Source organism: Sphingomonas sp. GW821-FHT02B09 (assembly GCF_059421875.1).
In genome coordinates this window covers 1-24,948 of sequence record NZ_JBWKVV010000011.1, presented here as the reverse complement: position 1 = coordinate 24,948, position 24,948 = coordinate 1, and the positions used below count along the sequence as shown (strand labels likewise).

Below are 24,948 nucleotides of genomic sequence, written 5' to 3'. Positions count from 1 at the left end.
GTTACATGCCGTAACCGTCTTCTGGAAAGGCATCCCGCGCCTCCCGGATCGACAGGTCCTCAGTCTGTTGCTCCGCCTGCTTCTCCTCCTCGCGATCGCGCTGGCTATCGTGTCCGCGACTGGCGACGGAATGGTCATCAGGCGAGCGCGAACGATCGGCTCGATCACCCTCCGACGACCGTCCGCGCAGATCCTCGATCAGCGCCTGCGGTTGGACCTGGGTAGGGGGCTCGACCGGCTTACCATCGCGCTGATTGTCGATCTCGCTTTCGGTCGGCTGCGACAGGATGTTGGTCGCGAAATTGTTCGCGACGTTGGCAGGCGATGCGTCCGGTTCTTCGAGGCCGGGCGCCTCACCACGCCCCACGTCGTCGCCGCCACCACCCTGCGGCTTTCCACCTCTTCCGCGCACACTCGCACCAGGCTCGTCCGGCTTGCCGGGTTTGCGCCGGATGAACCCTTCCGCGACGGTCGGGTAATGTTCCCACTCGAGGCGGATGCGGGCGGCAGGGAAGCCGTCTGGAAATTTCACGAACCCATGCAGCTGCGGCAGGTTCATGATGTCATCGGGAATGACGAGCGGCTCGACCTGTTTGCGGGGCGTCAGGGTCGAGGCGTCACGGGTGTTGTTATACCCGTAGCTATAGCCCTCATCCATCTGCCGGATCTCGCGGTTACCGATGTACCGGGCACCCTGCTCGGCGGTGTCGAGGTCGGCCGCGGCGAGGATGAGTTTCGTCCGCGCGAGTGACGACAGGTTGCGAGCATTTTCCTCTCCATAGACATGCACCAGCTTGTCGAACGAGTGGAGCCCGAGGACCATCGCGCCACCGAAGTTCCGCGCGGTCTGAAGCCCGCTTTCGATGGCCGGGAGGCGATGCAACGCGCCGATCTCGTCGAACACGAACCAGGTCCGCAGATCGCGGGTTTTCTTCATCGTCATCAGCGAGTGGATCGCTAGGTTCGACCACAGCGTGAGGAGCGCCCGGTTCATGTCCAGGTCGGTGTAGTTGGAGGTGATGAAGAGGATCGAGCCGGGCTTCTTCTCGCCCGTCATCCAGTCGCGGATCGAGTATTGCGGCCCTTCGTCCGGCAGGAAGCGCAGGACCTGTGCATTGGTATTGAAAACGGCCCGGATCGACTCCGCCATCTTGGCCGCTTCGGGCGCGGTAATCGGATCCGCGATGGTGTGGGCGAGGTGCTTGTGGACCAGCTTGAGGTCAGCGGTCATCAGGTTGTCCGCGAGCGCGGCGTTCGAGGTCAGACCCTTCTCGATGAGCTTCATGCACATTTCGATAAACAGGGTGCGTGCCGCGAGTGCCCAGAAGGGGTCGGACGCACCGCCATCGGACGGGATCAGCGCACCCGCAGCGGCGGTGAAGTCGCTATAGGAATGGCAGTCGTTGAAGATCGTCCAGGCCGGACAGCGGGCGTCGGCGGGGTTGAGAATGGTGTCGCGTTCGGAGTCGTAGAACGCCTCGACATAGGCACCGGTCAGGTCGAACACGACGGCGCTATCGTCTCGCTCTCGCATCTGCTGGAGGAGCTTGCGAAAGACGGTGGTCTTGCCCGAGCCGGTGGTGCCGAGCGTCATGAAGTGCGACTGCTCGAGCCGGTGGGGGAAGGGGATGCCGGCGACGCTGTAGGGGTGGTGGATGCCACCCAGTTTGCGCGCCTTGAACGGTAGCTTCAGCACCTCCTCGGGCTTCTTGTCCGGAAAGAGCCGGGCCGCCTCCTTCACGAACTCCGCCTTGTTGTGCGCGGCGACCTCGGAATAGAGCAGGTCGCGCTCGACCAGCATGGCGCCCCGTTCGTGGCGTTCCTGGATCATCGCCTTACCGCGACGGGCGGAGAAATCGACGTACCAGATCGACAGTGGCGCAGTCAGGAAGGTGGCGACGGCCAGCGACCCGAGGAGGCCTTTCACCGCCTTGTGCCAGGCAAGGATGACCTCGGGGACGAAGGGGACATAGCCCATGTAGGTGTGCCGCACGCTGTTGTCGGGCAGGCGCAGGTTGACCTGCTTCATTTCGTCGAGGGCGACCCAGTCCCAGAGTGACGAGAGAATGCGCATGCAGATGAGCTGGACGTTGTTCTCGTCGAGGGTGAACGAGAGGATGGTGAAGTAGGCGATCGCGAAGACGCCGAGCCACATGTAGACGGGCATCTTGATGCCCTGCAGCCACATGAGAACCTGGGTGTTGAGGAGCTGGCTTCCGCGGGTGAAATTGCCCGAGTTGCGGGGCGCATCGCCGCGTGCGGAATGGTGGGTTTGCGGGATCGGACGCCCATCGCTGCGGATGTCCGTGCGCGGCTGCTGGCGCGGCGTTTTAGGGTCATCACGCGCCATGGTGAAGCTTCATGCGACGGTCGGCTTCGAGGACCAGCGTCTCGCGTAGCTCCGGGTAGTCATTGCGGATGATCGCATCCATCGCGACCTGCATGAACTCGGTCACACGCAGGTGACGAAGCTGGCTTGCAGAGAGCTTGGGTTGACCATCAAGAAATGTGACGATCGCGGCCCGCACGAGCTCGGCAACCGGCTTGTTTTGGTCGCGAGCAAGCTTTTCGAGCCGACTATAATCGTCGGGTTCAAACCTTACGGTTCGAGTATGTTTGGAACGCTTCAAACCAACCTCCTAGCAGGGAGGATGGTGGCTACTTCGCGCTGCACTCTATAGTTGCCAGGAGGCTGGTTGGCAATCCTCACGAGCAGTTCGGCGAAAAAGCACGCACCTGCTCGAACCCGTGCTAATGGCGGAAAAGCGTAGTTTTGAAACGGGTGCAAACGGGTCGCAGAACGGGTGCGGGCGGGTGCACGCCTCTCCTAGCTGCCTAAGTATCTGCAAACACAGGGAAAAGGGCAAGCGAAGCTTGCGTTCGGTGTGCTCTACTGTAGTCCCGGTTCCTCCGTGTTGTTCTGCCCTTCTTCTTCGTTCCGGTCGATGTGAAGGTCACCCGGTTTTCCATGGGGTGAAGGCCCGCCGTGATGGCGGAATGCTGGATCAATCCTGCGCTTCGCGCGGGTGTCATTGGCCCGTTCGGCGATGATCGTCATGGGGGGTTCCTTGGGCGAGGTGGTTTGCTCCGGTCCCGCTCTTTTCGAGCGGTCGATCGCTGGTTATATCCGGGGCGTTCAGAGCCCGATCAGCCTGACCGGAAGGTAAGGAAAATGGCGAAGTCACTGGACGCTGAAATGGCCGCGATCGAGGCCGAGCAACGCAAGCTGGATGAGCGTCGCAAGGCGCATCTGAAAAGGCAGCGGGACACGGCGATCGGGACGGTCGAAAAGGCAGGGCTTTTCAAGCTTCCGCTGGATCGACTGGAGCGGTGGATGGAGGCGGTGAAGACGCTGGGTGTGGATGAGGTCGAGAAGCGGATCACGGCGAAAGCCTGAGACGGTTCGAGATCGAGATCGACGCCAATGGCCGCACGGGTCTGCTACCCCGTGCGGCCATTCTCATTTCAACGGCAAGCGGCGAAGCCGGCTTGGCATCAACAGGCAAAAAAATGGGACGCCAGCCGTCAGGCTGGGCGTCCCATGTGCGTTCTTCAGTGGGTCGGGAGCCGGTCAGATCCACGCCAACATATACTCGCCCTCGACCGGTTTCAGGGCTGCCATGGCAGTGAGCGTCTCGACGGTGTTGGCGAGGTCCAAATCGGCGTCGAGGCGACGCCTGATCCGGGGGTCGGTAAGCCGATCCCGAAGCTCGGCCATCGCGACCGCGCCGGCACGTTTCCGATCGAGCCCGAGCCGGTCGAGAAGCTTCATTGCATTGGCCTCGGTCACAGCCAGTTGTGGTGCCGCATCAGGCGTCAGCGAGACCCTGATCCTGATGTCGCCGCCCCGTCGTTCCTGCCAGATGCGGACCCTTCGACCGAGGTATTGCGCCTCCTCCAGAACGGCGATCACGTCGACGTCATGGTCGAAGCATTTCGACACGACAGCAAGGGCGAGAGGGCAAATGCGGGCCTCCAGTTCGAAGGTCGGGTCGCCGGTGACGCCGGCGATCGGCAGCAGCATCGCGCAACCCGAATGAAGCGACATTTCAGCGAGGAGATCGCGAAGCGATCCGAGCTGCTCGGGGGTGATGACCGCCGCCTTGGGCGGGAGGATGCTGTTGCCGTTTTCGATGCGGAAAGTGATGGTCATCGTGACCTCCTTCGTTGAAACCGCATCTCCCTTTCCCTCTTCTCTCCGGAGAGGGCTCGGAACGTCTCGACAGGGCGTGACGGTCAGCCCGCGAGGCGTAGCACGCGCGGGGCCGACCGGCCGCTGCGCACGGGCGAGCGAGCTGGGCCGGCGAAGATCCTTCGACCGGCCGGAAAACCGCGGCAGCAGCGCCGGGGCGGGCTCGATGCCCGCTCCGGCGCTTGCCCGGTCGATGCGTAGCGAGGGGAGGCCCGCAGGGCCGTACCGCAGCGAGCGAGCCGGGTTGGGCAGGTGTGTACGACAGGCGGCAAAAAGGGCTGCACGGTCGCCCGAGCAGCCCCGACGAAGAAGGAGGAGCCGAAGCCCCTCCGAACGTTACTTGGTGATCTGGTTGACCACGCCGAGGACGGTCCCGGCGAGTGCGCAGATGGCGATGATGCTCGTCACGATGATGAGCCAGACCCGCATCTGATCGACCGCGCCCTTGAAGCCGTCCATGCTGGTTTTGATGGCATCGAAACGGGCGGTGTGCCCATCGAGTTTGCCTTCGAGCGCCTTGTTTGCCTGTCCTACCGCCACGTCGATGTGCTCCTCGAGTGCGTCGACGACCCTCTGGGCCGTATCGGCATCGATATTAGCCTCTGTGAGCGCCCTGAACAATACAACCTCCATATCTGTTCCTCCTTCGTCTTGGTGACGGAGATCACGCGTCGGTCGGGGCGGCGAGGGTCAAGGACCGCGAAGCGGCCGCGTCAGCGGCGGTGGGGGTCACGATTTTGCGTAGCAAAATGGTGGGGCCCCGCCGTCCTTGAGGCTCGCCACCCCGGCCGACAGACTGGGACGACTTGAGAGAGAGTTTTCCCCGCGGCAGCTGCGCGGGACCGGGCTCGATGCCCGGTTCCGCGCTTGGCCCGCCGAGGCGTAGCAAGGGGAGGCCGAAGGGCCGGACCGATGCGAGCGAGCCGGGTCGGACGGGCCGATGAAAAAGGGGGCGCGCGGCCCCCGTCAGAAGTTCCAGAACCAGTTGGGATCATTCATGCGATCCGGGTTGTACAGGCTCTCCGGCTGCGCCTCGGCTTCTTGCCGTGACCGCAGTTCTCCCTCGACAGCGTCCAGCTCCTCGCCGGCTTCGCGCACCCGCCAGTCGGTGCCGCACGCGGTGTCGTACATGGCCTCGACGGTGTGCTCTCCAAGCGCCTTCAGGTCGATCCGATCGCAGAAGTCTTCGAACCGATTAAGAGAGCGCATCAGCGAGCCGATTTCCGACGATAGACCGCGTGCGCGAGAGGCCAGCGCGGCGTCGTCCATGTCGTAGACGCCGAACGGGTTGTGGTTGTGACCGTATGCTTCCGAGACGTTGTACATGTGATCCTCCTTCGTCGATGACGAAGTCCTCCCGGTGGCCGGGGCGGCAGGGGTCAAGGACCGCGCAGCGGCCGCGTCAGCGGCGGTGGGGGTCACGATTTTGCGTAGCAAAATGGTGGGGCCCCGCCGTCCTTGAGGCCTGCCGCCCCGGCCGCCATGATGGGACTACAGAGAGACAAATATTCCCCGCGGCAGCAGCGCGGGACCGGGCTCGATGCCCGGTTCCGCGCTTGGCCGGTCGAGGCGTAGCAAGGGGAGGCCGAAGGGCCGGACCGATGCGAGCGAGCGGGTGCCGCGCCCATGATCTGGATCCCGACGCGCGGTGCCGAGGTGCGGCCCGGCGGGGCCGTGCCAAGGGTGCCGCGTGGCAACGCCGGGGCGGGCTCGATGCCCGCGCTGGCGCTCCCCCGGCCGAGGCGTAGCCAGGGCAGGCCGAAGGGCCTGACCGACGCGAGCGAGCCGGGGCCGCGCTGGCCATTCGCACGATCATCGACCAGCTTGCCCGCGATCGCCACGCAGCTGCGGCAGCGCCTTACCGGAGGGGGGAAGTCGAGCGGTCGCGCGGCGACCAGGCGCGGCCCGACGGGGCCGTGCCAAGGGTGCCGCGCGGCCGCTCGACTGGCGTGGGGGGAACCGTAGGGTTCCCCCCACAAGCGACGCTGACGGAAAAGGGCCAGCGCCGGGGGTCACCCGTCGCTGGCCTAGTGGTTCCTGCCAAGAAAAGGGGAAGGGCGGCGCGAAGGGGGGGGCGCGCCGCCCTAAGAGGTTAACCGCGCGCTTGGCGATTGGTTGCGGGGGCGGGTGTCTGTCCGTCGATGCGGAAAGCGTGGGTCGGGACGCGGGCGGCTTTCAGTACCTGCAACAGGTTCGATTGCAGCCCGGAACCCTGACAAACGATCGCTTCCACCGGGGCCAGCTTTGCAAGCTGCTCGTTGCGGACGAACCCGGCGCGGTTGCCATAGCGGCCCGTTTGCGGGGTGAAGGCAACCACGGTCACGCCACGGCTCGCCGCCCATGCTGCCGCGATCATATCGCAGCCCTTGCGCTGTGCGGTCGTGCAAAGCGTCATGTGCGGCACGCGCGCCTTGATCTGGTCGAGGCGGTCCCAAAGCTGCTGGAAGTCGTGCCACTCCTGACCGCCGGAAAAGACGACAAGCGGACCGGTCGGGTTGCGCTTCTCGCGGTGGTCCATCGCGCGCGCTTTCAGGAAGTCCACGGCTGCAATCTGGCTGGCGGTGCCTCCGCTCGAAACCTTCGATCCGCGCGCCGGGGACCATGGGTGGCCGGTCTGTGCGCGGTAGCAGTCGGCGGCATAGTCGCGCATACATTCGATCGCGGCGCGGCGCTCGGTCATCGTCTGCGCGCGTAGCTGCAATTCCTCCATCTCGACCGCGTAAATCTCGGACGGGTCATAGCGGCGGGTCATCTCGCCAAGGTCGGCGCAAAGCCGGTCTTCCTCGCGTTCCAGCTTCTGAGCCTCGAAGTAGAACGAGTTGACGAAGCCCCATGCAATCGCCTGTGCGCTCGGCTCAAGGCGCGTATCGCGGAACAGGTCGAACAGGGTCGCCATGATCGCCGCGCAATCGTGCTGCGCCTCGATCGGCTCGGGCATGTCGAGTTCTTGGGCGTCGCCGCCAATCTCGACGATGGACAGCGCGCCGACGTCGCCGAACGCTTCCTGAAAGTTGGTCGTCGCGGTCGCCTCGGCGATGCTCTCCGCGATCTCGGCCGCGCGGTCATCGCTGGCGGCGTCATGCTCGGCGGCATCGTCGGCGGGGTCGCAATCGTGCGTGTCGGCACGGGCGGCGTTGTTGCGGCGGGTTTCCCAGCCCTTGCGCGCGGCGTCGGCGCGGGCGGCGCTGGCTTTGCCGAGGGCTTCGCCCATGTCGGAAAAGCTGTTAAAGCGCTCGGAGGTCGTTTTCTTGGTCATGGTTCGTACCTTTGGCAGGGATGGCGATTAGGGTCGGGGGAGCGTTTCAGCCGCTCTCCCCGCCCGTCTCGGATGGGGTCTTAGAAGGCGGGCACTTCGTCCGTTTCCGCCAGCTGGCCGTTCTCGGTGGCGTTGCCGCTGCCGAACCCGTCATCGGCATTCGCCTTGCGGCGGGTCTGACGGCTGCCGTCCATGTTCTCGCGGCGCGGCTGCGGGCGGTTCCAGACGACGCGATAGCCTTCCTCGACGTTCCCGAAGAGCGAGATTTGCAGCGGCTCCGGCAGGCTCGGGTCGTCCAGCTTGCCTTGATAGAAAACCTCGCCGGTGGCGTTGCTGGTCAACTCCCACAGCGCGCCGATCTGCACCCAGCGGCGGGCGACGTTCAGGACGACGATTTCGAAGGCGGGGGCGCGCTCGTTGGTGCTTTCGACCGGGCGGAGACCCAAGCGCGCCAAGTCGATGGTGGCGGTGGCGATCGAACCGATAAGCTGACCGCTCTGCGACTTGAACTGACCGATGTTCATAATACTTACTCCATCTAGGCGGGGGCCTGTCCCCCTCTTGCCGGTGCTTGGGGCCTTTCCCCTTCCGGCATCTTTCTTTTACCCCCTCCCCTCCAAGTATTGAAGCGCATTGATTTCTTGACACTAAAGTCATCGTACACGGTGAGTCCGAGCATAAATAGCTCCCGACTAGGGAGCGTAACTAACAAACACAAAAACGCATTGATCGCGGTAGCGAGCAATTCAGATGAACAGGTACGATGTTTGGGGGGCGTAGCCCCGGCCTGTGATCTCATCGCACCCGGAGCCGTCCTCGCAGGGGCTCAAGAGGCAGGCACGGCCGGCGGGGTCAACACGAATGACGGAGGCTCCGCCGCTTTAGCGGTGGAAACCGTAGGGCCTTTAGGCCCGGTATTCTTGTTGAGGCGTCTTCAAACAAACAAAAGCATTGCCAGCTTGCTGGCAATTCCCCTTTGACGCCGACCCCGTCGGACGGGTCTGGCACGCAGAGACACTGAGAGACGGCGAAGGGTGCGATGAGATCATTGGCCCAACAAACAATCATCATGCGCGCAAGCGCATGATTCCACAGCCGCAGGCTGCCGGCGGTGTCGTTGGTCCTGGGTGCGACGTGGGAGGGGAGACCCGCCCCTGCCTCACATCATCCGCGCAAATGGCCGCAGGAGGCCCGTGGAGGCGTTTCAGGACGTCGGACAAGGGATCGTGACCGCTTGCGGCGGAGACCCGCTCTTGCGGGGCTCCGGTCGGCTCTTGCCGACTAGAGCCCGGCCCCGCCCATCGGGCGGGGTGGCCCCCAACATGCACTGCCACGAGGAGAGGACATTACGGCATCACGATCGCGACATACGGGCGATCATTTCATCAGATGGGTGGCGGCTCGTATTCAAGACGCCTCCGAGCAGTTTCGACATCGAAGACATAATCCTTCCACGGCGTTTTCTGGTCGATGCGGGGCGGCGGCTCTCGATAGTGGTCGGCTCGTTCGATCGCGATCTCCAATGCCGCTCGACGCGTCGCGCGATCATCGTGGAGCCACGTCCACCAGGCAAGACCTTGCCACGCCGATGTAGGGACCATCGCAAAGCACAGGAAGACTGCGGCCTCTAAACCCGCTGACTGGAAGAAGGCGAGGTACAGAACCATGGGCGGTACAACCGAAAGCGCAAAGATTGTCGATGCGACCTCGAGCCTTGAGTGAAGCTCGTGCACGAAGAAGAACTTCCAAAGATCGGACAGCAAACTTCGCGCTGCGATAACAGCGATCGCGAGCAGCCCCAAGCCAAGCGGGAGGCTGGTGGCGTAACCGGCGAGCGTCGCCAGATCGTGGGTCACTCGCCTTCACTTTCGGTCAGTTCGGGAAGGTTGTCGTCGATGTCCTGTAGAAGGCTGTTGGCGATGCAGTGGACGACGATGTTGTTGATGACGCGGGCATCGAGCGAGACGACACCGCCAGCGGTCTCCTTGTTGTGGTGCCGGATGGCCGCACCTTCGTCGGGTTCGACCACTGCGGTCCTGGAAGGGCCACCGACCTCTAACCGGGGACGGAGCGCGAGTTTCCTGACCGATCTCGTAAAGGAAACGCTCGGGTCGGGAGAGGGCGATGGAGAGGACCTGTCCCTTCTCGTCCTGGCGGATGTCGGTGACCGCGCCCTTGTAGGCGATGCCGAACCGGCCGCTCATGGTCGAGGTATAGACGTGGCCGATGGGGGTGTAGCCATTCTCGGCGGGCCGGGTGATGTGCTCGAAGACCCAACCCTGACCATTGTAGTCGATGGTGTCGATCATGAGGCGGAAGCCGCGGCTCGTGGTGAAGTTCGCGACCACGAGAACCTCGGCAATGAGGGTTGCGAGCAGTCCCAATCCTTCCGGAACCGCCAGCGGTTTGTCACCCAGGGCCTCAAACCCGGCGGCCAGGGGATTCCGGATAACCGGGCCAGCAGAGAGGGGAGAGAGTGTCGCTATGGCTTGAGCGAACGCGAGGATCGCATCGATGACCAGATAGGCGAACAGATGGGTGAGGATGGAAAGGAAGACGGCCAGCACGAGTGCGGTGATGGCGGTGAGCTGCATTTCGGGGCGACGTGCGCCGCCACGGCGGGTGGTGAAGTTGAAGGCAGCGATCAGTGCCAGCCCGGGCAGTAAGGCCAGGACACTGGCCAGAACGCCGAGCGTGAGGTTCATTCAGACCGGGTTTCGATGCTCGCGCCGGTGAAGACGAATCTATTCGTGCCGGTTTCGCGCTGAACGTGCCCCTTGCCTTTGGCAGCGCGACGTTCGCGTTCAAGGCGGATCAACTCTGCATATCCACCGACTTTGCGGGCGGCCGCGCCGGCGGTGCGCTGTTGGTCGATGGTCAGGATCATTGCCATTGCTCGAACATAGGACCTTTTCGGTCCTGGGTAAACGAAGGACCGGTAGGTTGGTTCGATGACACGCGATCAGATGCCCGCCAGCCGTCCTGTCGATCGCATCCCTCTAGCTGAGCACAGCGACTATACGCGGGGAGCTGGGCGACGCAGATGCTGGAAGGCGCTCACGCCCGGGAAGAGAAGGCGCGGCAGGTCAAGGAGCCAGCCTGATGCCGTCCAGCAGCCGACCATGGCGGCGAACCAGAGTGCGATGTAGGTGAGGCTGTCGATGTCCCCGGTGAGGACGTAGGCGCGGCTCAGCTGCATGAACATGGCGGCGAAGACGAAGAGGCGCAGCCAGGTGAAGCGATCGGCGATGCGCTGGGCGTCGCGCGCGAGATCGAGTAACGAACCCGATCCGTGCTGGTGACCGCGATTGACCATGGTGTTCTTCGCTTTCGTCGTCAGGGGTGTGCCGGGATGCATGCGTCGCGGTTCGATCAAGGGGTGATCGCTTGTTCGATAACCTCACTCCAATAGGTGAGGATGGCGCCCGCGATGGGAGAGGTTTCATCCGTTATGGTGGCAAATCCCCCGAGGTGGCTGGCGATCTCGGCGGTACTGGCGACACCTTCGCGATCTAGGTGCACGGCGAAGACCGCAGCCAGTCCGCCGATGGCCTCGATCACGTCGCGAACGGAAGGCTCGACTGATGCCGGGGAGAACGGCTCGGCGTTCACTGCCTGCCTTCCGCGGATTTCAGGAGCGCCCCGGGCTGGTCGAGGTCGACGCCTGAGGCTTCGCGGATCTTGCGCATGTCATTGGCGGTAAGGACGCCGTCAGAGGTGGCGTTCCGGTAGGCGGCAGCGCCATGCGGACCGGTCCTGGACAACACCTGGGCCGCATGGCTCTCTTTGCCGTCGACAGGCAGATACATGCCGGCCAGTACGACGCCCATCAGCGTGACGGCGGTCACCGAAGCGATCATGAGTGCGGGACGATGCGGTGAGGACGTCATACGATCTCCATGGCCGAAGCGGTGCTGTTCATAGCGGTCGTGGTGTGTGATGCGGCCCCTCATGCCACAGGTGAGACGCGACAAACACAATCGGTTTAGCACGATGCCGTCTGCGTTCGAGCGCCTGGTACTGTGTGCGAGACGTCGTCCGACTGATGTGCCTCTGCCCGAGGCGGAACGCGAAGCCGCAGCGGTACTGCGGATGAGCCTTGGCCTCTCCGCCCTTTCGCTGTCCATGGTCGTTGCCGGCGTGGTGAGCTCAGCGCTGGATAGCGTTGGTCCCGTGTCAATTGGCGCCGGTGGGTGCTCGATCGTATTGCTCGCGTACCTGAACAGCCTTTGCGCCCCTACGGAGCTCAGTCGTAGCCTTGCGCTTGTCCCGGCGCTTGGATCGCAGCGCCTTCGCCTGCTGAGATTGGCCGAAACGAGCGTCGGCGCGGCGACGACTACCTTGCTGGTTGCGGGCGGAGTCGGCCTCCTATGCAAATCGATATTAGACTTGGCCTGAGCAGACAGAACCAAAGGCTTAGCCGGATAGGACACAGGTCCTGTCAGAGAGTGCGAAGCGCCCAACGCCGTAATATTAGTCGTGTAAACTCGTTCGATGCTATCAATAAAATACGTTATCTCCCTTGCCGCCGAGCCCTATGTTCCAGTGCGTCAGAGGTGGTGGTCCTATATTGGGTATCGCGTCAACTGCTGTGCTTTCGACGCGAGATTTTACTCTTGGCTTGAGTCGAAGATTCGGCTTGTGCGTTGATAAAGGCAGGGTGCTGTCGGGCAGCATCCGCGGGACAAGAATCGAGTCGAAGCCGATCAAGCGCGTGTCCGGGAGTGAAGTGAGACTTGGCGGCGCTAACGCTGCGATGGCTTTCGATCTGCCAGCGCGCCGAAGTGTCTGCTCGTCTGACATCGCCCGGCATGAAAGGATTCATGTAGATGGATGGGGAAGCGATGCTCGACGCCCTGGAGGAGCATCACCGAAGAATCGAGGCGGGGCTGGACCAGATCCGCTTTCATTGCGCGGCGCCGGTTCCAAACATCAGCGATCTCGCCGTAGCCCGAACGTCGCTAGGTAGCGCAAGCCTGGCGCGATCTGCGTTCGTCGCCGAGGTCGTCGTCCCGCATCTGGTCAAGGATGGGGATGTCGATTTACGGGCAGAGCTATCAGCATTGCAGTGCAAATTCACGGCCAAGCGTCAGATATCATGCGATCATATCGCGATTTGGACATCCGAGACGATCCAGGCGGACTGGGCTGGTTATTGTGGTGCAGCTCGGTTGATCTGGGTAATGATGGAAGATCAGATCGACATGGAGCGCCGGTATCTCGCCGAACGGCTGAGACGGTGATAGCGGCAACAAAAAAGGGCCGGCGTGAGCCGGCCCGATAAGTTTTAGGAGAGGATGCCTGAAAGGCGTCGCCATGCTGCACCTGCGAACGGAATGATGCAAGTGCTCAGTGAGTGGCGCTATCTCGGTACTCGTGACACCGGGGCGACACCGCAACGGTCCGGAAGCTGCGCGTATGTCGCCGTCAGCGGGCGTTATCGACCATCAGGCCAAGCCGTTTCCGAATGTAGCCACCGATAAAAATGTAGGCGAACAGGAGGGGGAAGCCCACGGCAAACCATACCCAGAGATGCTGGCCGTGCTCGGAAGTGAAAAGCCAGAACAGGGCGCCACCGAATATCAGAAACTCAGTCATTGCGACTGCCTCCCGAACCATCGAGCGCCGTGAGAAGGTTTCGCGCAGGTGGAACCGCAAGGGATCGTCATTCATCGACCGAAGCTCCGTTTGAGCCGCGAGCATAGACGTTCGGAGGAAGCCGGCAATAGCTGCCCTGCGGTCAGACTGCGTTCTTCAACGGCTCGGGCTTCTTCCCGTCGGGTAGCTTCTCGCGAAGGTGCTCATGGATCAGCGACGCCGAGAACGGTTTGCCAATGAACGTCGCCTTCTCCGGCATATCGCCGTCGCCGGGTTTGATGCGGCCGCTGGCGATGACGATCTCAATATGCGGCCAGTGTTCGGCGACAAGGCGCGCGAGGGCAAACCCATCGGTATCGCCGGGCATTTCGACATCCGAGAAGAGAAGCGTGATGCCGTCGGCATGATCCGGAAGCAGATCCTTCGCAGCGTCACCATCATCCACCGAATGACAACGGAAACCCGCGTCTTCCAGGATACCGCAGATATCCATGAGGATGATGGGATCATCGTCTACGGCCAGGGCGCAGGGAACGGTCGAAGTCGTCATGGCGCAAAAACCCGCCAATCCATCGAACGGTCCCGTCGCCCGGGTAGATTACGCCTTTGAGCGCAGAAGACCTTCGATCATCGATAATCTCTTGGGCGGCGTGCGATGCACGCTATGTGTAGCGGCTTGCAATGATGATCGGCCGGAGGCGCAATAAAGGCCGGTTTCGGACGCACATTGTTTGGGACGGATCGGCGCGGCGGGCGCACGATCGTTGAGACGTAGCGCTAAGTCGGTGAGACGGACGCACATTGCTGATCCGCTGGCGCGAGCAGTGCGAGAATAGCCGATCCAGCACGGCCAAGCTGGTGTTGTTTGCCGCAACGGGTTTTCTGGTCGCGCGGTGCGTCCCACTGGCCAGTATCGTCCGTCACCAGAAAACCGGCCGTTTTTCTGATGCCGTTGGTAGATAGTGCTGCTTCGTTGGCCATAATGCGATATTAATGATCAAGCTTCAGCTTGGTACTTATTGTGCAGCACGCATGTAGATGATGGTTAGCTTGCGCAGAGAGCTAACATTGTCACTGGAAGGAAATACGCCCTCGACTTGGATATGGTGTGTCTGGCCTGTGTCTGGGAGCAAGTAGAAGCGGCTGGTCACATAGCTGGCATTCTCTGCGCTTATTCCTGGCTGCATTGCTACCGAGAGTTCGCAGCGTATCGTGCCGCACCGTAGAAGATGGTCAGAGGATATGTAAGGCACGCGCGCTACGATATCTGCAACATCCCTTTTAACATCAGCCGCCCACCTTTGGTCCTGTTCTTCGGCAGCGATCGAGTCATGCAGTTGGCGCACTGGCTCGGTTGGCCCTGTAAGCGATTCGGTAGCTTGAGTAGCGATGTTCCTGACCTGCGGATATTTCGACGCTAGCGGTGTAGAAAGCGCGTCTGGTCTAGCGCCAGAGATGACAGTAACGGCCCCTAAGGTCGTTCTGTCATTATGATGCGATTGCGCCAAAATGAATGTAAAAAAAAGTGCCCCGGTACCGGGGATGATGAAGGTCGCTAGCTTGTAACGGCTCAGCTTCATATGATGACGCCCGTTGTAGAAGTAGTCGATTCGGTGACGCTATTCGGCGGTTCGCGCCGATAATGCCATCTGACCGGCATCCGCTGCAACAGGCCCGCAGGGCTGACTAATCCGGTACTAATCTCGTTCTGCGGGTTTTCGTGTAGAAGCATTCGGGAGATGTGACGATGAGAACGGCAAAGTCGCTTATCGCGTTGACGATGCTCAGCGCTGCCTCAGGAGCCTTCGCGCAGGCATCGCCGGAGGCGAGTGGCGGGCCGGGGGGGGGGCGTCCAGCTGGCCCCGCTGAGCGTTAAGTCTGGAACCACCGGCAATCGAACCATTCAGCCGCGAGCGCCTGCTCCGCCGCTGTCCAAGGTCGTCGTCTATGCGGTCGGATCGTCGCAGTATAACGGCGGCAACTACGAGGTTCAACCTCAAGGTGCGTTCAGCACCACGTCAGACCACGGTGGGGCCGCATTGCGTGTAGTCGTATGGGAACAGGGCTATGCCAACACCTCGTCACGCATTGCCAAGATGAACGGCACGCAGCTTCCGAACGCATATATCGAGCAGCCTCTGTGCGGCACCAGTACGTCAACACCGCAAGCGTGCCCAACTAGCGGAGGCACCATCACGGGGTATCTGGTATATTATAACGCTGACGGCTATCAATCGGGGTCGTTTACGTTCCAAGCAACGTCGCTTGTGTTCCCCAACACTACGCGCAATACATCAATCAATATCAGATAGTACCGCGCGGGCGTCAGCCGATCCGGTTGACGCCTGTCTGCGCAGCGATCTTTGACAAGATGTTCTCGTAAATCTTGTATCCAGACAGAGAACTAGACCGGTGCCCAGATTGAGTTTCAAAGTCCATTAGTGACTTGAATTTTGCGGTGAAGTCGAATGTGGCATTCTCAGGCGCATTTGCAGCAGCCATGTGCGCATTAATCTGCATAACGCCTAGCGTGTCAAAGTCTATCTCCCCCCTTTGATACATCGCGCTAGACCGATCCATGAAATCGGCGACGGTCATATTTTGATAATTAGGCACCGCCGTAGCCTCAGAACGTGACGTGCTGACCGTTCTGGTCGACGCCGCAGCTTCACCCTTACTAGCGGACGCAATGAGATCAGCGAAACCCGTTGCACCTGAAGTGCCGTGGCGCTGCGCGGTCAACTGATATGGGCTCGCGCCTGTAGATGAAACTTGCATATGCCTTTGGCACCCTGCCTGATGTAGACCTGCTCAGGAATAGGCGATTGAGGTTAATCAATAGCAAACGAGTCAACGCCGATTGCGAAAACCTATCTTGCGCTAGCGGATCAACAATGTGCGTCCGTCTCACCGATCGTGCGCTGCGTCTCACGGAATGTGCGTCGGGCGAACCTATCCGTCTCAGCCAAGGTGCGCGGAAACCCGCCCTTTATTGCGCGCCAGAGCGATCATCATTGCAGGCCGCTATAGCTATGCATCAGCCGTCGGGAGACGCGGTCGACCTCAACCAGGTCCTCTGGCGTATGCAGGTCGGCGAACATCGTATTGCCGGTGCCGGCCATGCCGATGTTATGGAGTGCATCGGCGAGGAAGTAGATATCGCGGATCTGATCGCCGTCAGGCGGGGATTGCGTCGCGACGCGGATCGCGAGGAAGGCCGATGCCGCTGCCTTGATCCACTGGGTTTCGTTGTCGGTTAGCTCTGCCACGGTCGACCTCCCTTGATTCGTTCCGCGCGATCCGAAGATCGATCGCTTCCTGAAGATGACAGGCAATGATGCCCGCGTCACCGCCTTCGCGATCGAGCAACGCGAGCGCCATGGTCATGAGGTTCAGAGCGACGTCGCACCTACGACGCCTGTTATCGGGAATGGCGATCGATGCATCCGGCGCGTTCATTGGGCCATCCTGTCGCAGGTACGGACTTCTGTTTTACCGGATGCGGGTTAACGATCCCGAAACATCAGGTCGCAGGCGCGACCATGGTCCATGGATCGAGCAGCAGGACGCCGGTGCCGGCAAAGTCCGACAGGTTGCGGGTCACGACCGTCAGATCGTGCTCAAGGCCGGTTGCAGCAATCCAGGTATCCCGCTCGCTCTTGGTCTCCGGGACGTGCAGCCGCGCGCAGCGCAGCGCGATTGCGGCGTCGATCGACAGGATGCGACCGGCAAAGGCGGCCATGACCTTGTCGTGCAGCCAGAGGCGCAGCACGCCGGCCTGGCGAGGATCGCGCCGCTCCAGCAAAGCGATGCCGAGCTCGACCTCCATGATCGTGATGACCGAGAGGTACATGTCGGCCTGGTCGACGCTGCCGGCCCACGCCTCGACGGCGGGATCGATCTTGCCACTGCGGCGCCTGCGCAGCTCGGACAGGACGTTGGTGTCCAGCAGGTACATCAGTCGAAGACCGCTGGTCGCGGCAACGATGCCGGCCGGCTGAAGTCGATCTCGATGTCGCCGACCTCGTCCATGTCGAGCGCGTCGAGGATGTTGCCGGGTGGTGCTTTCAGCCGCTCGTATTCGGCGAACGGCATGACCGCGATGATCGGCCTCCCGCGTTCGGTGATGATGACCGGACCATCGACCGCGGCGCGCTTGATGCGGCCCGGCTCGCGCTGGAAGTCGCGACTGGAAAAAGTTTGCATGGAGCGGCTTGACCTTCAATGTCGTGACGTTCAGACATTGCCGCAGGACGCGGATTTGTCAATGTCCGCCGCGGCGTCGGTCCTGCCGGCGCTGTCATGTTTCAGGCGATCCGCGACCTCACCCGAAGGAGGACATGATGAAGGTACAGGATGCGATGCGGGGGTATGATTACGATCTGCCGCTCTACGACGTGCTGAACAACAACGAGAAGAACGAGAACGGCGATCCGGTCATCTCGGCCGATCGCCGGGTGCTGGCAGGCGCCACGATCGGGATCGGGCTCGACCTTGCCTATCTCGCGATCACGGAGATGCAGGAGGCCTACGAGACGCTGGCGGCTGATGTCGGTAACGGCGTGACCGATGGCGAGGGTAGCCGCGATCTTGCCGAGATCCTGAGCACGCAGAACCCCTTCCAGATGCGGCTGTGGTATCTGCTGTACGACACGCCGTTCGAGCAGGCGCATGAGGATCTGTGCTGGCTGAAGAGCCTGACCTATCGCCGTGGGCGCATGTGCCTGGTGACGCGCGAGCAGAAGCTGCCAGTGGTCTATGCGACGAACGCGGACCTCTGTGAGAGCTACACCGCCGCGCAGCTCCTGGCCAACATGACGGTCAAGGGCTGACGATCCTCGCCCGGTCAGGCGACCAGGGCGAGAAGATGTTCCGGGTGATGTGGCCGACACCGGGAGACACGAAAGGGCTGAATGGGATTGTCGGTGCGGACCACGAACTGGTCGACCCCGGTGGTCTCGCGAAGCTGGATCGCGACGGCGTAGGCGTTCTCGAATGAAGCGAGCGAACCGCGGCGTGCCGATAGTGCGATGACGGTCATGTTGATGTCCCTTCGGGGTTGATGTCCTTCGGGTGAAGTCCTTCGGGTGGTGTGCCCAATGGCGGGTGGAACGGGCCAACGGCCTCGTTCATGGAATATTGATGACGATCCCTATAGAGAGGGTCGCGGACCGGATTCGACGCGAATGCGTTGAACCAGTCTATCCACCGTTTCGACGGAGGATCCTTCGATCGACGGGGTCGGGACCGCTGCTATCGGTTCCGGCCCCGTTTTCGCAGATGAGGCTGGCGTATACGGCTATGCCTTCGCCAGAGCATAGTCCTGAACCAGCACCCGCTCGGGGACGTGCCATGCGCCGGCGATCTTCCGGATCATCGGAAGGGTGAGGGCGCGACGACGGCTCAGTACCTCGGTGGCTCGTGACTGTCCGATCAGTGCCGCGAACTGCGCGCGGGTATAACCGTTCATCTCCATCGCCGCCTTGATCGCATCCACCGGATCCAGAGGTTCGATGACCCAGCGGCGCTGTTCATAGGTCTCGACCAGCGTCACAAGAACGTCGAGCCGATCCCCGGCCTCGGAGCCGTCCGGCGAACCCCACAGCGTCTCGATCTCACGCAGTGCCGCCTCGTGATCCTCGTCGGTTCGAATGGGCCGGATGTGCATCGCACCATCTCCTTCAATCATCAGAACAGGCTCACCGTCAAAGCATCGATCCTGTCGTATTCCGCATGGGTGCCGAGAAACTTGATGAACGCGATCGACCGACCCCAGTCGAATGCGACGATCATGCGATAGTCCCCGCCGGCGACCTCGAAACGTACTCGTTCGCCATTCAGTGACTTCGCCTTCGAGAAGTCCTCGACGACATCCAGAGGGCTTTCCCAGGTCGCGGTCGCAGCCACCTCGTGCCAGTGCCTCAGCGACGCCTCAGTACGAGGGTGCTTCTCCCAGAACGCTATCAACCTGTTCCTGGCGATGATCCTCATTGCTGGCACCTATCATTTCCCACCATGGGAAGCAACGAAAACGCGGCGTTGCCGTTCGGCGCGTAGAGCCTCGACCAATCCAACGTCCTTGTGCGTCTGGATCAGGCGCAGAAGAACGGGATCCGGCATCCGCGCTAGATCGAACCGACGTCCTTTTGGCTTTGCGGTTGTCCGGCCAATAGCGAGCAGGTGACGCCGGTTGCGCACCTCGACCAACAGCGCGCCCCGCTCGGCGCGTGTAAAGGCGCGCTCGAGGCCGTAGAGCCAACCGGACTGTGCCTCGACCAGCATGGCCTCGCAGCGGGCCAGATCGTCGTCGTGCCGGCATTCGCGAACACGCTCGATCGTCAGCCCGCGTGCGGTTTCGCGGGTACGGGCATAGTGGTCGCTACTGGGGCTCTCGATCGCGAACAGGCGGTGCATGTGCCGGACCCACGCGCCCATGCTCTCCCATGCGAACGCCTTGGCCTTCCCCCTTTCCTCCGGGCGGTAGGCGCGCTCCGGCCTCGGCGACCGCGGTGGCTGGCGATCGCCATCGAAGAGGTCGAGTTGCCGGACGCTCATGGCAGCGGCGCCAAGTCGCGCACCTCGACCATGTGGATCTTCGCGGTGCGTTCAGCACCGACAGCATCGAAGAAGACGTAGCAATGGTCCGCGAAGGTCGACCCACATAGCCGCCAGATGACCCCATGCCGTCCGAGGTAGCGCTGGATGCCAAAGGCGGGATCGACGGAGCCTGGAGCATTGACCAGCGTCACCCGCTGCCGCACGTTCAGCCAGTTGGCGGCATTGCGAGCGATCGTGCGCCGCTGCCGCTCAGTCAGGATCGATGGCCGGTCGCTGCGTGGCGGACCGAAGGTGGCGAACGGGTCGCCCTTGATCCGCTCCAGCTTGGCCGCGACCGTCTCAACCGGCGGGCGCTCGACGATCGGCGCGGCGGGGCTGCGACGATAGTGGGTGATAGCGGTGCTGGTGAAGAGGTCCTGCTGATAGCCGACGACCCGTCGCCGGCGCTGCTCCTCGGCATAATCCGCGCGCCAGCGATCGTCGTTGCTGAGCGGCCGTGGTTCCTCCTTATGGCGGACGATCGCCATGAGCTCGGCGTATTCGGCCTCGGAGACGGTGGCGATGCGCGGGTTGTAGGTCATCGCAGCACCCGGGCGACGTGGCCGGCATAGACCGACACGACCTTCCAATAGGTGGCCATCGGCGCCTTGTGCCGGCGCCAGCACTCCTCGGCACGGATCTGCGCGTCGCGGCGAAGATCGAGGAGGAGCGCCCGCAGCTCGGCGCGAACCGCCGGGTGCAGGTTCTTGATGCGCGCCGCGGCCGGCAGCGCCATCACGGGGTTCCGCACCTCAGGCCGCGCGTGCCGCGCGCGCCGTGGATCGTCTCTGGCCATATCGCGTCTCCGTCGGGAAGGCCGTGCGTCAGAGCATCAGGCCCTCAGGATCGTTCGACCGGGCGGCAGCATCGTATCCGCGCTGCCAGGCGGCACGCAGGCGCGATCCCTTCCGGTATGCTGGATGGTCATTGCCCATCACGAAACACCGCCACCCACTCTTCTCCGCCTCCCAGAGGCGATCGAGGGGTGCAGGTTGCAGCAGGGCGAGAAGAGCGAGCGCCACGTCAGTATTCCGTGTCGCAGCTGCAAACCCGGGTGACCACGCGGTCCCCGACATAGACCGTGACGTGACCCTGCAGGTCGTGGTCGGGATCGCCGCGTCGGCGGATCGCGAGGTCGAAGATGCCCTTGCCGTCCGCGGTCAGCGCGACACCGTCGGCGAAAGCGCTCCACGGCGCATATTCGTCGTCGAAGTCGGTATCCGCGAACGCCGGGTCATCACTGATCTCGGCAATGTTGAACGCGCTGCCGCGCCCGGTCAGGCTGCGGCGTTGACCGAGTTGAAGGATGACGGAGGCAACCTCCATGCGAGCCTCGCACGCGGCCGCCTCGCGGATGCGGCGACGCTCGGCAGCGCTCGGCCGGAACAGCGCCGGCACGTCAGAGGTCGCCGCGCAGCATGATCGTCAGCACGCGCCGCGTCTGGCTTGCGTCGGCGGGATCTTCCGAGCCGAACTCCATCGCGGCATCGTAATAGTCGATGGAGAAATAGACCGTCGTGCCCCGGTACTCGAAGCTGCCGCGGTTTCGCTCTCCGGCCTCGGCATCGCTGAAACGATGCGTGCGCAACAAGGCGAGGATTTCGGCCTGAGCGACGATCTCGCCTGCGCGGTCGTCGGCGAACGTGCCAAGGCAGGTGCTGGTCATGTTGATCCGGGCGGTACGGTCGAGCCCTTGCCGGCAACGGTCATTGAGACGGGCGATCGTCTCTAGACGTGCGTCGAGGCTCGCCAGCGTGGACGCTTCAGTCATGTCAGGTTCCTTGCGGTTCGATCAGGCGGCGAGCAGCGGGCGCTCGGCCGCGGAGACGCCGGCGTTGAAGCGGTCGATCCAGTCCCGCATCGTCGGGCGGTCCTCGATCGGGATCGAGGCGGCGACGTCCTGGAAGCGGATCAGGTCGGTCGGCGCCGTGTTCCAGATGCGATCGACCTCGCGCGCCGGGAGCAGCCCCTCGTTGCGGATGAAGTCGGTCATCCGGCCTGGGCGGGCCTTGGTACCCTTGCGCCATAGACCCTCGACTGTGTGCAGTCGCGGTGCGGCGCGCGCCTCGACCAGCACGATCAGGCGCAGGCACCAGCGCGGCAGGTCGCGGATCTCTTGGGGCTGGTTGGCAATGCACAGCCAGCACGCACTCTTCGGGGGCACGGGCAAGCCCTCCGCGACGATCCGGGCTGTGCAGGCGTCGCGATCCCAGCCCCATTCCCGCAGCGGGTACTCGCACTCGTACAGCGGATCGTCGATCGACAGCGCATGGTTGGCGCGCAGGGTATCCCGTGGACCGGCATCATAGCCGATCAGGCGTCTGACCCGCTGCCCGCGGCTCCACGCATCGATCGCGGGCTGCCAGGTGGCGAGGAAGGCATCTTGCGGGGCCTTCTTGTATTTGAGCGAGCAGCTCGATCCGCCAAGGCTCTTGCTCGGCAGCGTCGCGTTGGTCAGGCACATCTCCAGCAGCCCGTAGTAGGGCGGCCAATGTTTGAACCGCTTGGGGATGTAGGTGACGATCTCGTGACAAATGCCGCGCGCGTCCATCCACGGCCGGATGACGTCGAGATAGGCATAGGTCGCCGGCTTCTCGACCGCGGTGTCGGCGGTCAGGACCAGATCAATCCTTTCGCCGCGCGCAACCTTCTCGATCAGGAGGGCGGTGCTGTCGACGCCGACGCCGTAGGCGAGGACGACAGGAGGGGGCGGAGGACCGTCCATGTCACTCGGCCTCGGGCGTGCGTTCGGAAACCACGACGGCCAGTTCGTCCCTGGTCATGGTGATCGTCACCGTTCGGTCCGCTGGGACCAGCCATCGATGTGAGGCGAGCAACGCGCGTATCCTGACCTCGATCGCGGCATCGTTGCCCTCAAGGACGCCGACGACGCGGTCGGTCGCGTCGCGCAGGAAGCGATCGCGCTGCGTTTCGTAGCTGTCGGCGTCGCTGTCGGTCGCCGGGTCGAAGGCGGCGCGCTGAGCGAGATCGACGACATCGCCGGCGACCAGCTCGGCACCGCGCCGGACGAAGATCGCAAGATCGTCGATGGACGCGGACATGTCGTGGTCGGCCGCAAAGGCGACGTCGGCTGCGCAGCGGACATCGATATAAGCGCCAGCATGGGAGAGCGTCGCGATCAGCTCGAGGTTGTCGACATAGCCGTGATCGGCATCGGCAGGGGCGCTTGTCGTCGCATCCAATACGAAAGTGCGTCCGTCCTGCACCACGTCGAACCCGATGGTCTCGACGCGCGCGAGGACGTCATACCAGCCATAGCCGGCAAAGGCCGGTTCTTCGTCGACCAGCGTGCCGCCAAATGGTGAGTGGCGGGAAATCGCCAGCGCTGCCGGCTGCGCGAATAGCGCCTCGACGTCGGGCATCACCACCATCGACGGGTCCGTCACGCGGACGCCGCTCAGGTAATTCTCGTGACAATCGGCGTGTGGCGCGATCCAGCCATAGAGATACGGTTCGGCCTCGGGCATCTCGATCCCAAGCGCCATCGCCTCCGACCAGGTGGCGAAGGCGAGACGATGCGAAGGCTGGGCCGCGATCGTGCGAAGGATGGCCGTGCGCACCGCGACGCGCAGCTCGTCCAGCGCCGGATTCTGCACGGCCTCCTTGCGCGCCGGCAGGACAAGCTGGATCGCCGGGCAGTCGATGATGTCGACGCGCGCCGTCCACACCTTGCCGCGGCCGACCTCGCCGACGCTGTCGATCGGGCAGCGGATGGTAACGCCGTGAAAGTTCAGGCGCGCCCTGTGGGAGGTGTCCTGCGCGCTTTCCTCGTGGAAGACGCCGATCCGGCAGCCGTTCCATGTCTCCACCTGGACCGCATCCGCCAGCCAGTCTGTCTGCGCACTGATCTCGCCATCGAAGGTCACCGGCACCGGATAGTGGCGAGCGACATCGCGAACCGTCTCGCCAAGCTTCTCGGACCAGTCCTCCGGCATCCGCACCGTAATCGCGGTCCCGCGGTCGATCGGATCGGCGGAGATCGCGATCGGGCGGCTGCTCTCCCATGCGCCGGCCGGAATATGCGCCATCCAACCCTGTCGCTCGGGTTGCGACCAGGAACGAATGATGACGTCGCGACCAGCGAGGCTGAACACGCCCATGCCGGCAGGATCCTCGCGCACGCGCGTCTCTTCCGACCAGCCCGACCGGCCGAGCGTCACGACCGCGGCCGGATCGGCGATGCCGCTGCCGTCGTCGACGACGTGCAGCAAGCGGTCGCCAGGGCTGCCGCTGGTGGTGATGACGATCGCCGTTGCGCCGGCTCGGCGAGCGTTCTGGAGCAGCTCGCTTAGCACGTCATGGGCGGAACCGTTGAACAGCCTTCCGACCTTCGCGATGGTTTCGGGCGCGACGCTGGTGGCGATCGTGGCGGGGAGCATGGCAGGTCCTTCTCGGCACGCGGGGGCTATTCCCCACATCTGCCTGTCCCCTCCCCCTCCCTCCTGACCCCTCGAGCTACCTGAGCGGCCTCGGGGCGTCGCCAAGGCGTCCCCGGGCCTGCGCGAGTTGACGGATAGCCTTGCGCAGGAAGAGCCCCTCGGAGCTCTCCGGGTCGACGGTGTCGGCGCGCTCCCGCAGCGCCGCGGTGCGACGATCGAGCGCGTCTGTCGTCACCATGATGTCGTCGTGGCTGAGCGTCAGCCGCACCTCGCTCGACAGCAGCAGATGCGGAGGGCCAGCGAAGCCGAGAAACTGGTCGGCGACGGGCAAGCGGTGTCGCAGCGCCTCGTCGACGGCGCGGCCGATCGAAACCGCGTCATGGACCAGTTCGGCGAGCAGCATCTCGCGGCTCATCGGCGGGAAGGCCTTCAGCGCGCCGTGCACGGTGGTCACAGCGATGGGGTCGGTCGAGGCGATGCCGACGATCCGCTCGGCCACGATGACCAGGATATCGCCCTCGCGGACCGGGCCTTCATCAAGGCCTCCGCGGACGATGCGAAGTGGTGGACACGGTGCATGAATGGACCCTTTGGTGATCCGGAGCGCCAGGCGGCGATCACCGATAGCGGGGACGCTCGGCGGGAAAGCGCTCGGGCGGCAGGCCGGTGAAGGAAAAGGCGCGGTAGCGCCCGCCGGCATAGAGGACGGACTCGACGCTGCGACGATGGCGCTGGAGACGTTCGAGCAGCCGGTTGGCGCGCCTGACCGCGGCGATCGCCGCCTCGTCGGTCAGGTAGAAGCCGATCGCACGGACGAAGCGGCCGGTATCGTAATGTTGGGTAGGGAGGGTGGCGCCTACGAGAGGACACCCCACTCCCCCCCTCCGAACCGGACGTGCAGCTTT

The 24,948-nt window shown here is 63.3% G+C and carries 36 protein-coding genes; 4 read left to right on the top strand and 32 right to left on the bottom strand.

Translation table 11 applies throughout. The features are described from left to right. Position 1: 1 nt before the first annotated feature. The 3 genes from AC07U4_RS22860 to AC07U4_RS22850 all read right to left on the bottom strand — a co-directional run bounded on the left by AC07U4_RS22860 (position 2) and on the right by AC07U4_RS22850 (position 3,058). Positions 2-2,350, bottom strand: coding sequence for a type IV secretion system DNA-binding domain-containing protein (locus tag AC07U4_RS22860; RefSeq protein WP_495197251.1), 2,349 nt, complete (start codon positions 2,348-2,350; stop codon positions 2-4). After that, positions 2,340-2,630 (bottom strand): hypothetical protein, encoded by a 291-nt coding sequence (locus tag AC07U4_RS22855; protein ID WP_495197250.1) that lies wholly within the window; start codon positions 2,628-2,630, stop codon positions 2,340-2,342. Before AC07U4_RS22855 ends, AC07U4_RS22860 begins: the two co-directional genes overlap by 11 nt. 260 nt (positions 2,631-2,890) lie before the next feature. Then, positions 2,891-3,058 (bottom strand): hypothetical protein, encoded by a 168-nt coding sequence (locus tag AC07U4_RS22850; RefSeq protein WP_495197249.1) that lies wholly within the window; start codon positions 3,056-3,058, stop codon positions 2,891-2,893. Positions 3,059-3,172: 114 nt separating this feature from the next. Here AC07U4_RS22850 and AC07U4_RS22845 point away from each other — a divergent pair, with 114 nt between their 5' ends. Beyond that, a complete protein-coding gene (locus AC07U4_RS22845) occupies positions 3,173-3,397 on the top strand; it encodes a hypothetical protein (RefSeq protein ID WP_495197248.1) in 225 nt (74 codons plus the stop codon). A 174-nt stretch (positions 3,398-3,571) separates the two neighbouring features. On the opposite strand, the gene AC07U4_RS22840 is transcribed toward AC07U4_RS22845, so the two are convergent. From AC07U4_RS22840 to AC07U4_RS22790, 11 genes are all read right to left on the bottom strand, one after another. Next, positions 3,572-4,153 (bottom strand): hypothetical protein, encoded by a 582-nt coding sequence (locus tag AC07U4_RS22840; RefSeq protein WP_495197247.1) that lies wholly within the window; start codon positions 4,151-4,153, stop codon positions 3,572-3,574. 375 nt (positions 4,154-4,528) lie between these two features. Further along, complete coding sequence (locus AC07U4_RS22835) at positions 4,529-4,825, bottom strand: hypothetical protein (RefSeq protein ID WP_495197246.1); 297 nt, start codon at positions 4,823-4,825, stop codon at positions 4,529-4,531. Between the two features lie 333 nt (positions 4,826-5,158). After that, positions 5,159-5,518 carry a hypothetical protein gene (locus AC07U4_RS22830; RefSeq protein ID WP_495197245.1) on the bottom strand — a complete coding sequence of 120 codons (360 nt, stop codon included), beginning with the start codon at positions 5,516-5,518 and terminating at the stop codon, positions 5,159-5,161. A gap of 766 nt (positions 5,519-6,284) precedes the next feature. Then, positions 6,285-7,448: a DUF2493 domain-containing protein gene (locus AC07U4_RS22825; RefSeq protein ID WP_495197244.1), complete on the bottom strand. Its 1,164-nt coding sequence runs from the start codon at positions 7,446-7,448 to the stop codon at positions 6,285-6,287. Positions 7,449-7,528: 80 nt separating this feature from the next. Next, entirely contained in the window at positions 7,529-7,972 is a 444-nt protein-coding gene (locus AC07U4_RS22820) for a DUF736 domain-containing protein (protein WP_495197243.1), read from the bottom strand. Between the two features lie 861 nt (positions 7,973-8,833). Then, the gene (locus tag AC07U4_RS22815) at positions 8,834-9,304 is read right to left on the bottom strand and encodes a hypothetical protein (protein ID WP_495197242.1); all 471 of its coding nucleotides are present in this window, start codon (positions 9,302-9,304) and stop codon (positions 8,834-8,836) included. A gap of 6 nt (positions 9,305-9,310) precedes the next feature. Continuing rightward, on the bottom strand, positions 9,311-10,153 hold the full coding sequence (locus tag AC07U4_RS22810; RefSeq protein ID WP_495197241.1) for a ferredoxin reductase domain-containing protein: 843 nt from the start codon (positions 10,151-10,153) through the stop codon (positions 9,311-9,313). After that, positions 10,150-10,335, bottom strand: a complete 186-nt coding sequence (locus AC07U4_RS22805) for a hypothetical protein (RefSeq protein WP_495197240.1) — start codon at positions 10,333-10,335, stop codon at positions 10,150-10,152. The genes AC07U4_RS22810 and AC07U4_RS22805 overlap by 4 nt, the downstream gene beginning before the upstream one ends. Positions 10,336-10,464: 129 nt before the next feature. After that, the gene (locus AC07U4_RS22800) at positions 10,465-10,824 is read right to left on the bottom strand and encodes a hypothetical protein (protein WP_495197239.1); all 360 of its coding nucleotides are present in this window, start codon (positions 10,822-10,824) and stop codon (positions 10,465-10,467) included. Continuing rightward, complete coding sequence (locus AC07U4_RS22795) at positions 10,821-11,060, bottom strand: hypothetical protein (protein WP_495197238.1); 240 nt, start codon at positions 11,058-11,060, stop codon at positions 10,821-10,823. Before AC07U4_RS22795 ends, AC07U4_RS22800 begins: the two co-directional genes overlap by 4 nt. Continuing rightward, entirely contained in the window at positions 11,057-11,296 is a 240-nt protein-coding gene (locus AC07U4_RS22790) for a hypothetical protein (protein WP_495197237.1), read from the bottom strand. The genes AC07U4_RS22795 and AC07U4_RS22790 overlap by 4 nt, the downstream gene beginning before the upstream one ends. Positions 11,297-12,292: 996 nt before the next feature. Here AC07U4_RS22790 and AC07U4_RS22785 point away from each other — a divergent pair. Next, the gene (locus tag AC07U4_RS22785; RefSeq protein WP_495197236.1) at positions 12,293-12,691 is read left to right on the top strand and encodes a hypothetical protein; all 399 of its coding nucleotides are present in this window, start codon (positions 12,293-12,295) and stop codon (positions 12,689-12,691) included. A 184-nt stretch (positions 12,692-12,875) separates the two neighbouring features. Here the strand turns inward: AC07U4_RS22785 and AC07U4_RS22780 are convergent, their stop codons facing one another. Both AC07U4_RS22780 and AC07U4_RS22775 read right to left on the bottom strand, forming a co-directional pair. Continuing rightward, positions 12,876-13,121 carry a hypothetical protein gene (locus AC07U4_RS22780; RefSeq protein WP_495197235.1) on the bottom strand — a complete coding sequence of 82 codons (246 nt, stop codon included), beginning with the start codon at positions 13,119-13,121 and terminating at the stop codon, positions 12,876-12,878. A gap of 67 nt (positions 13,122-13,188) precedes the next feature. After that, entirely contained in the window at positions 13,189-13,596 is a 408-nt protein-coding gene (locus tag AC07U4_RS22775; protein ID WP_495197234.1) for a response regulator, read from the bottom strand. A gap of 1,279 nt (positions 13,597-14,875) precedes the next feature. Between AC07U4_RS22775 and AC07U4_RS22770 the strand changes: the two genes are divergently transcribed. Further along, a complete protein-coding gene (locus AC07U4_RS22770) occupies positions 14,876-15,358 on the top strand; it encodes a DUF4879 domain-containing protein (RefSeq protein ID WP_495197233.1) in 483 nt (160 codons plus the stop codon). Positions 15,359-15,371: 13 nt separating this feature from the next. On the opposite strand, the gene AC07U4_RS22765 is transcribed toward AC07U4_RS22770, so the two are convergent. From AC07U4_RS22765 to AC07U4_RS22750, 4 genes are all read right to left on the bottom strand, one after another. Continuing rightward, a complete protein-coding gene (locus AC07U4_RS22765) occupies positions 15,372-15,788 on the bottom strand; it encodes a hypothetical protein (RefSeq protein ID WP_495197232.1) in 417 nt (138 codons plus the stop codon). 269 nt (positions 15,789-16,057) lie between these two features. Next, positions 16,058-16,315 (bottom strand): hypothetical protein, encoded by a 258-nt coding sequence (locus AC07U4_RS22760; RefSeq protein ID WP_495197231.1) that lies wholly within the window; start codon positions 16,313-16,315, stop codon positions 16,058-16,060. A gap of 254 nt (positions 16,316-16,569) precedes the next feature. Then, positions 16,570-17,004 carry a type II toxin-antitoxin system VapC family toxin gene (locus AC07U4_RS22755; RefSeq protein WP_495197230.1) on the bottom strand — a complete coding sequence of 145 codons (435 nt, stop codon included), beginning with the start codon at positions 17,002-17,004 and terminating at the stop codon, positions 16,570-16,572. Then, complete coding sequence (locus AC07U4_RS22750; protein ID WP_495197229.1) at positions 17,004-17,252, bottom strand: type II toxin-antitoxin system Phd/YefM family antitoxin; 249 nt, start codon at positions 17,250-17,252, stop codon at positions 17,004-17,006. The genes AC07U4_RS22755 and AC07U4_RS22750 overlap by 1 nt, the downstream gene beginning before the upstream one ends. 137 nt (positions 17,253-17,389) lie before the next feature. Here AC07U4_RS22750 and AC07U4_RS22745 point away from each other — a divergent pair, with 137 nt between their 5' ends. Continuing rightward, entirely contained in the window at positions 17,390-17,878 is a 489-nt protein-coding gene (locus tag AC07U4_RS22745; RefSeq protein WP_495197228.1) for a hypothetical protein, read from the top strand. A 14-nt stretch (positions 17,879-17,892) separates the two neighbouring features. On the opposite strand, the gene AC07U4_RS22740 is transcribed toward AC07U4_RS22745, so the two are convergent. From AC07U4_RS22740 to AC07U4_RS22685, 12 genes are all read right to left on the bottom strand, one after another. Beyond that, positions 17,893-18,087, bottom strand: coding sequence for a hypothetical protein (locus AC07U4_RS22740; protein WP_495197227.1), 195 nt, complete (start codon positions 18,085-18,087; stop codon positions 17,893-17,895). Positions 18,088-18,345: 258 nt separating this feature from the next. Beyond that, a complete protein-coding gene (locus AC07U4_RS22735; protein ID WP_495197226.1) occupies positions 18,346-18,714 on the bottom strand; it encodes a helix-turn-helix domain-containing protein in 369 nt (122 codons plus the stop codon). Between the two features lie 20 nt (positions 18,715-18,734). Beyond that, a complete protein-coding gene (locus AC07U4_RS22730) occupies positions 18,735-19,037 on the bottom strand; it encodes a type II toxin-antitoxin system HigB family toxin (protein ID WP_495197225.1) in 303 nt (100 codons plus the stop codon). Positions 19,038-19,049: 12 nt separating this feature from the next. Continuing rightward, positions 19,050-19,601, bottom strand: coding sequence for a hypothetical protein (locus AC07U4_RS22725; protein ID WP_495197224.1), 552 nt, complete (start codon positions 19,599-19,601; stop codon positions 19,050-19,052). Beyond that, entirely contained in the window at positions 19,598-20,185 is a 588-nt protein-coding gene (locus AC07U4_RS22720) for a hypothetical protein (protein WP_495197223.1), read from the bottom strand. The genes AC07U4_RS22725 and AC07U4_RS22720 overlap by 4 nt, the downstream gene beginning before the upstream one ends. Continuing rightward, positions 20,182-20,439, bottom strand: a complete 258-nt coding sequence (locus AC07U4_RS22715) for a hypothetical protein (RefSeq protein WP_495197222.1) — start codon at positions 20,437-20,439, stop codon at positions 20,182-20,184. Before AC07U4_RS22715 ends, AC07U4_RS22720 begins: the two co-directional genes overlap by 4 nt. Before the next feature lie 227 nt (positions 20,440-20,666). Next, positions 20,667-21,041, bottom strand: a complete 375-nt coding sequence (locus AC07U4_RS22710) for a hypothetical protein (RefSeq protein WP_495197221.1) — start codon at positions 21,039-21,041, stop codon at positions 20,667-20,669. Between the two features lies 1 nt (position 21,042). Further along, entirely contained in the window at positions 21,043-21,414 is a 372-nt protein-coding gene (locus AC07U4_RS22705; RefSeq protein WP_495197220.1) for a DUF3768 domain-containing protein, read from the bottom strand. A 21-nt stretch (positions 21,415-21,435) separates the two neighbouring features. After that, entirely contained in the window at positions 21,436-22,368 is a 933-nt protein-coding gene (locus AC07U4_RS22700; RefSeq protein WP_495197219.1) for a hypothetical protein, read from the bottom strand. Between the two features lies 1 nt (position 22,369). Next, positions 22,370-24,043: an ATP-binding protein gene (locus AC07U4_RS22695; protein ID WP_495197218.1), complete on the bottom strand. Its 1,674-nt coding sequence runs from the start codon at positions 24,041-24,043 to the stop codon at positions 22,370-22,372. 76 nt (positions 24,044-24,119) lie between these two features. Beyond that, a complete protein-coding gene (locus AC07U4_RS22690; protein WP_495197217.1) occupies positions 24,120-24,542 on the bottom strand; it encodes a hypothetical protein in 423 nt (140 codons plus the stop codon). Between the two features lie 118 nt (positions 24,543-24,660). Beyond that, complete coding sequence (locus AC07U4_RS22685) at positions 24,661-24,918, bottom strand: hypothetical protein (protein WP_495197216.1); 258 nt, start codon at positions 24,916-24,918, stop codon at positions 24,661-24,663. Between the last annotated feature and the right edge of the window lie 30 nt (positions 24,919-24,948).

What these genes read in the sequence shown, in the direction of transcription:
- AC07U4_RS22715 (WP_495197222.1), bottom strand. Translation starts at nt 20,439, where the DNA reads ATGGCCAGAGACGATCCACGGCGCGCGCGGCACGCGCGGCCTGAGGTG.
- AC07U4_RS22755 (WP_495197230.1), bottom strand. Translation starts at nt 17,004, where the DNA reads ATGTACCTGCTGGACACCAACGTCCTGTCCGAGCTGCGCAGGCGCCGC.
- AC07U4_RS22720 (WP_495197223.1), bottom strand. Translation starts at nt 20,185, where the DNA reads ATGACCTACAACCCGCGCATCGCCACCGTCTCCGAGGCCGAATACGCC.
- AC07U4_RS22845 (WP_495197248.1), top strand. Translation starts at nt 3,173, where the DNA reads ATGGCGAAGTCACTGGACGCTGAAATGGCCGCGATCGAGGCCGAGCAA.
- AC07U4_RS22700 (WP_495197219.1), bottom strand. Translation starts at nt 22,368, where the DNA reads ATGGACGGTCCTCCGCCCCCTCCTGTCGTCCTCGCCTACGGCGTCGGC.
- AC07U4_RS22820 (WP_495197243.1), bottom strand. Translation starts at nt 7,972, where the DNA reads ATGAACATCGGTCAGTTCAAGTCGCAGAGCGGTCAGCTTATCGGTTCG.
- AC07U4_RS22705 (WP_495197220.1), bottom strand. Translation starts at nt 21,414, where the DNA reads ATGACTGAAGCGTCCACGCTGGCGAGCCTCGACGCACGTCTAGAGACG.
- AC07U4_RS22835 (WP_495197246.1), bottom strand. Translation starts at nt 4,825, where the DNA reads ATGGAGGTTGTATTGTTCAGGGCGCTCACAGAGGCTAATATCGATGCC.
- AC07U4_RS22850 (WP_495197249.1), bottom strand. Translation starts at nt 3,058, where the DNA reads ATGACGATCATCGCCGAACGGGCCAATGACACCCGCGCGAAGCGCAGG.
- AC07U4_RS22785 (WP_495197236.1), top strand. Translation starts at nt 12,293, where the DNA reads ATGCTCGACGCCCTGGAGGAGCATCACCGAAGAATCGAGGCGGGGCTG.
- AC07U4_RS22810 (WP_495197241.1), bottom strand. Translation starts at nt 10,153, where the DNA reads ATGAACCTCACGCTCGGCGTTCTGGCCAGTGTCCTGGCCTTACTGCCC.
- AC07U4_RS22735 (WP_495197226.1), bottom strand. Translation starts at nt 18,714, where the DNA reads ATGCACATCCGGCCCATTCGAACCGACGAGGATCACGAGGCGGCACTG.
- AC07U4_RS22780 (WP_495197235.1), bottom strand. Translation starts at nt 13,121, where the DNA reads ATGAATGACGATCCCTTGCGGTTCCACCTGCGCGAAACCTTCTCACGG.
- AC07U4_RS22695 (WP_495197218.1), bottom strand. Translation starts at nt 24,043, where the DNA reads ATGCTCCCCGCCACGATCGCCACCAGCGTCGCGCCCGAAACCATCGCG.
- AC07U4_RS22830 (WP_495197245.1), bottom strand. Translation starts at nt 5,518, where the DNA reads ATGTACAACGTCTCGGAAGCATACGGTCACAACCACAACCCGTTCGGC.
- AC07U4_RS22750 (WP_495197229.1), bottom strand. Translation starts at nt 17,252, where the DNA reads ATGCAAACTTTTTCCAGTCGCGACTTCCAGCGCGAGCCGGGCCGCATC.
- AC07U4_RS22740 (WP_495197227.1), bottom strand. Translation starts at nt 18,087, where the DNA reads ATGACCGTCATCGCACTATCGGCACGCCGCGGTTCGCTCGCTTCATTC.
- AC07U4_RS22860 (WP_495197251.1), bottom strand. Translation starts at nt 2,350, where the DNA reads ATGGCGCGTGATGACCCTAAAACGCCGCGCCAGCAGCCGCGCACGGAC.
- AC07U4_RS22840 (WP_495197247.1), bottom strand. Translation starts at nt 4,153, where the DNA reads ATGACCATCACTTTCCGCATCGAAAACGGCAACAGCATCCTCCCGCCC.
- AC07U4_RS22775 (WP_495197234.1), bottom strand. Translation starts at nt 13,596, where the DNA reads ATGACGACTTCGACCGTTCCCTGCGCCCTGGCCGTAGACGATGATCCC.
- AC07U4_RS22730 (WP_495197225.1), bottom strand. Translation starts at nt 19,037, where the DNA reads ATGAGGATCATCGCCAGGAACAGGTTGATAGCGTTCTGGGAGAAGCAC.
- AC07U4_RS22805 (WP_495197240.1), bottom strand. Translation starts at nt 10,335, where the DNA reads ATGATCCTGACCATCGACCAACAGCGCACCGCCGGCGCGGCCGCCCGC.
- AC07U4_RS22825 (WP_495197244.1), bottom strand. Translation starts at nt 7,448, where the DNA reads ATGACCAAGAAAACGACCTCCGAGCGCTTTAACAGCTTTTCCGACATG.
- AC07U4_RS22745 (WP_495197228.1), top strand. Translation starts at nt 17,390, where the DNA reads ATGAAGGTACAGGATGCGATGCGGGGGTATGATTACGATCTGCCGCTC.
- AC07U4_RS22725 (WP_495197224.1), bottom strand. Translation starts at nt 19,601, where the DNA reads ATGAGCGTCCGGCAACTCGACCTCTTCGATGGCGATCGCCAGCCACCG.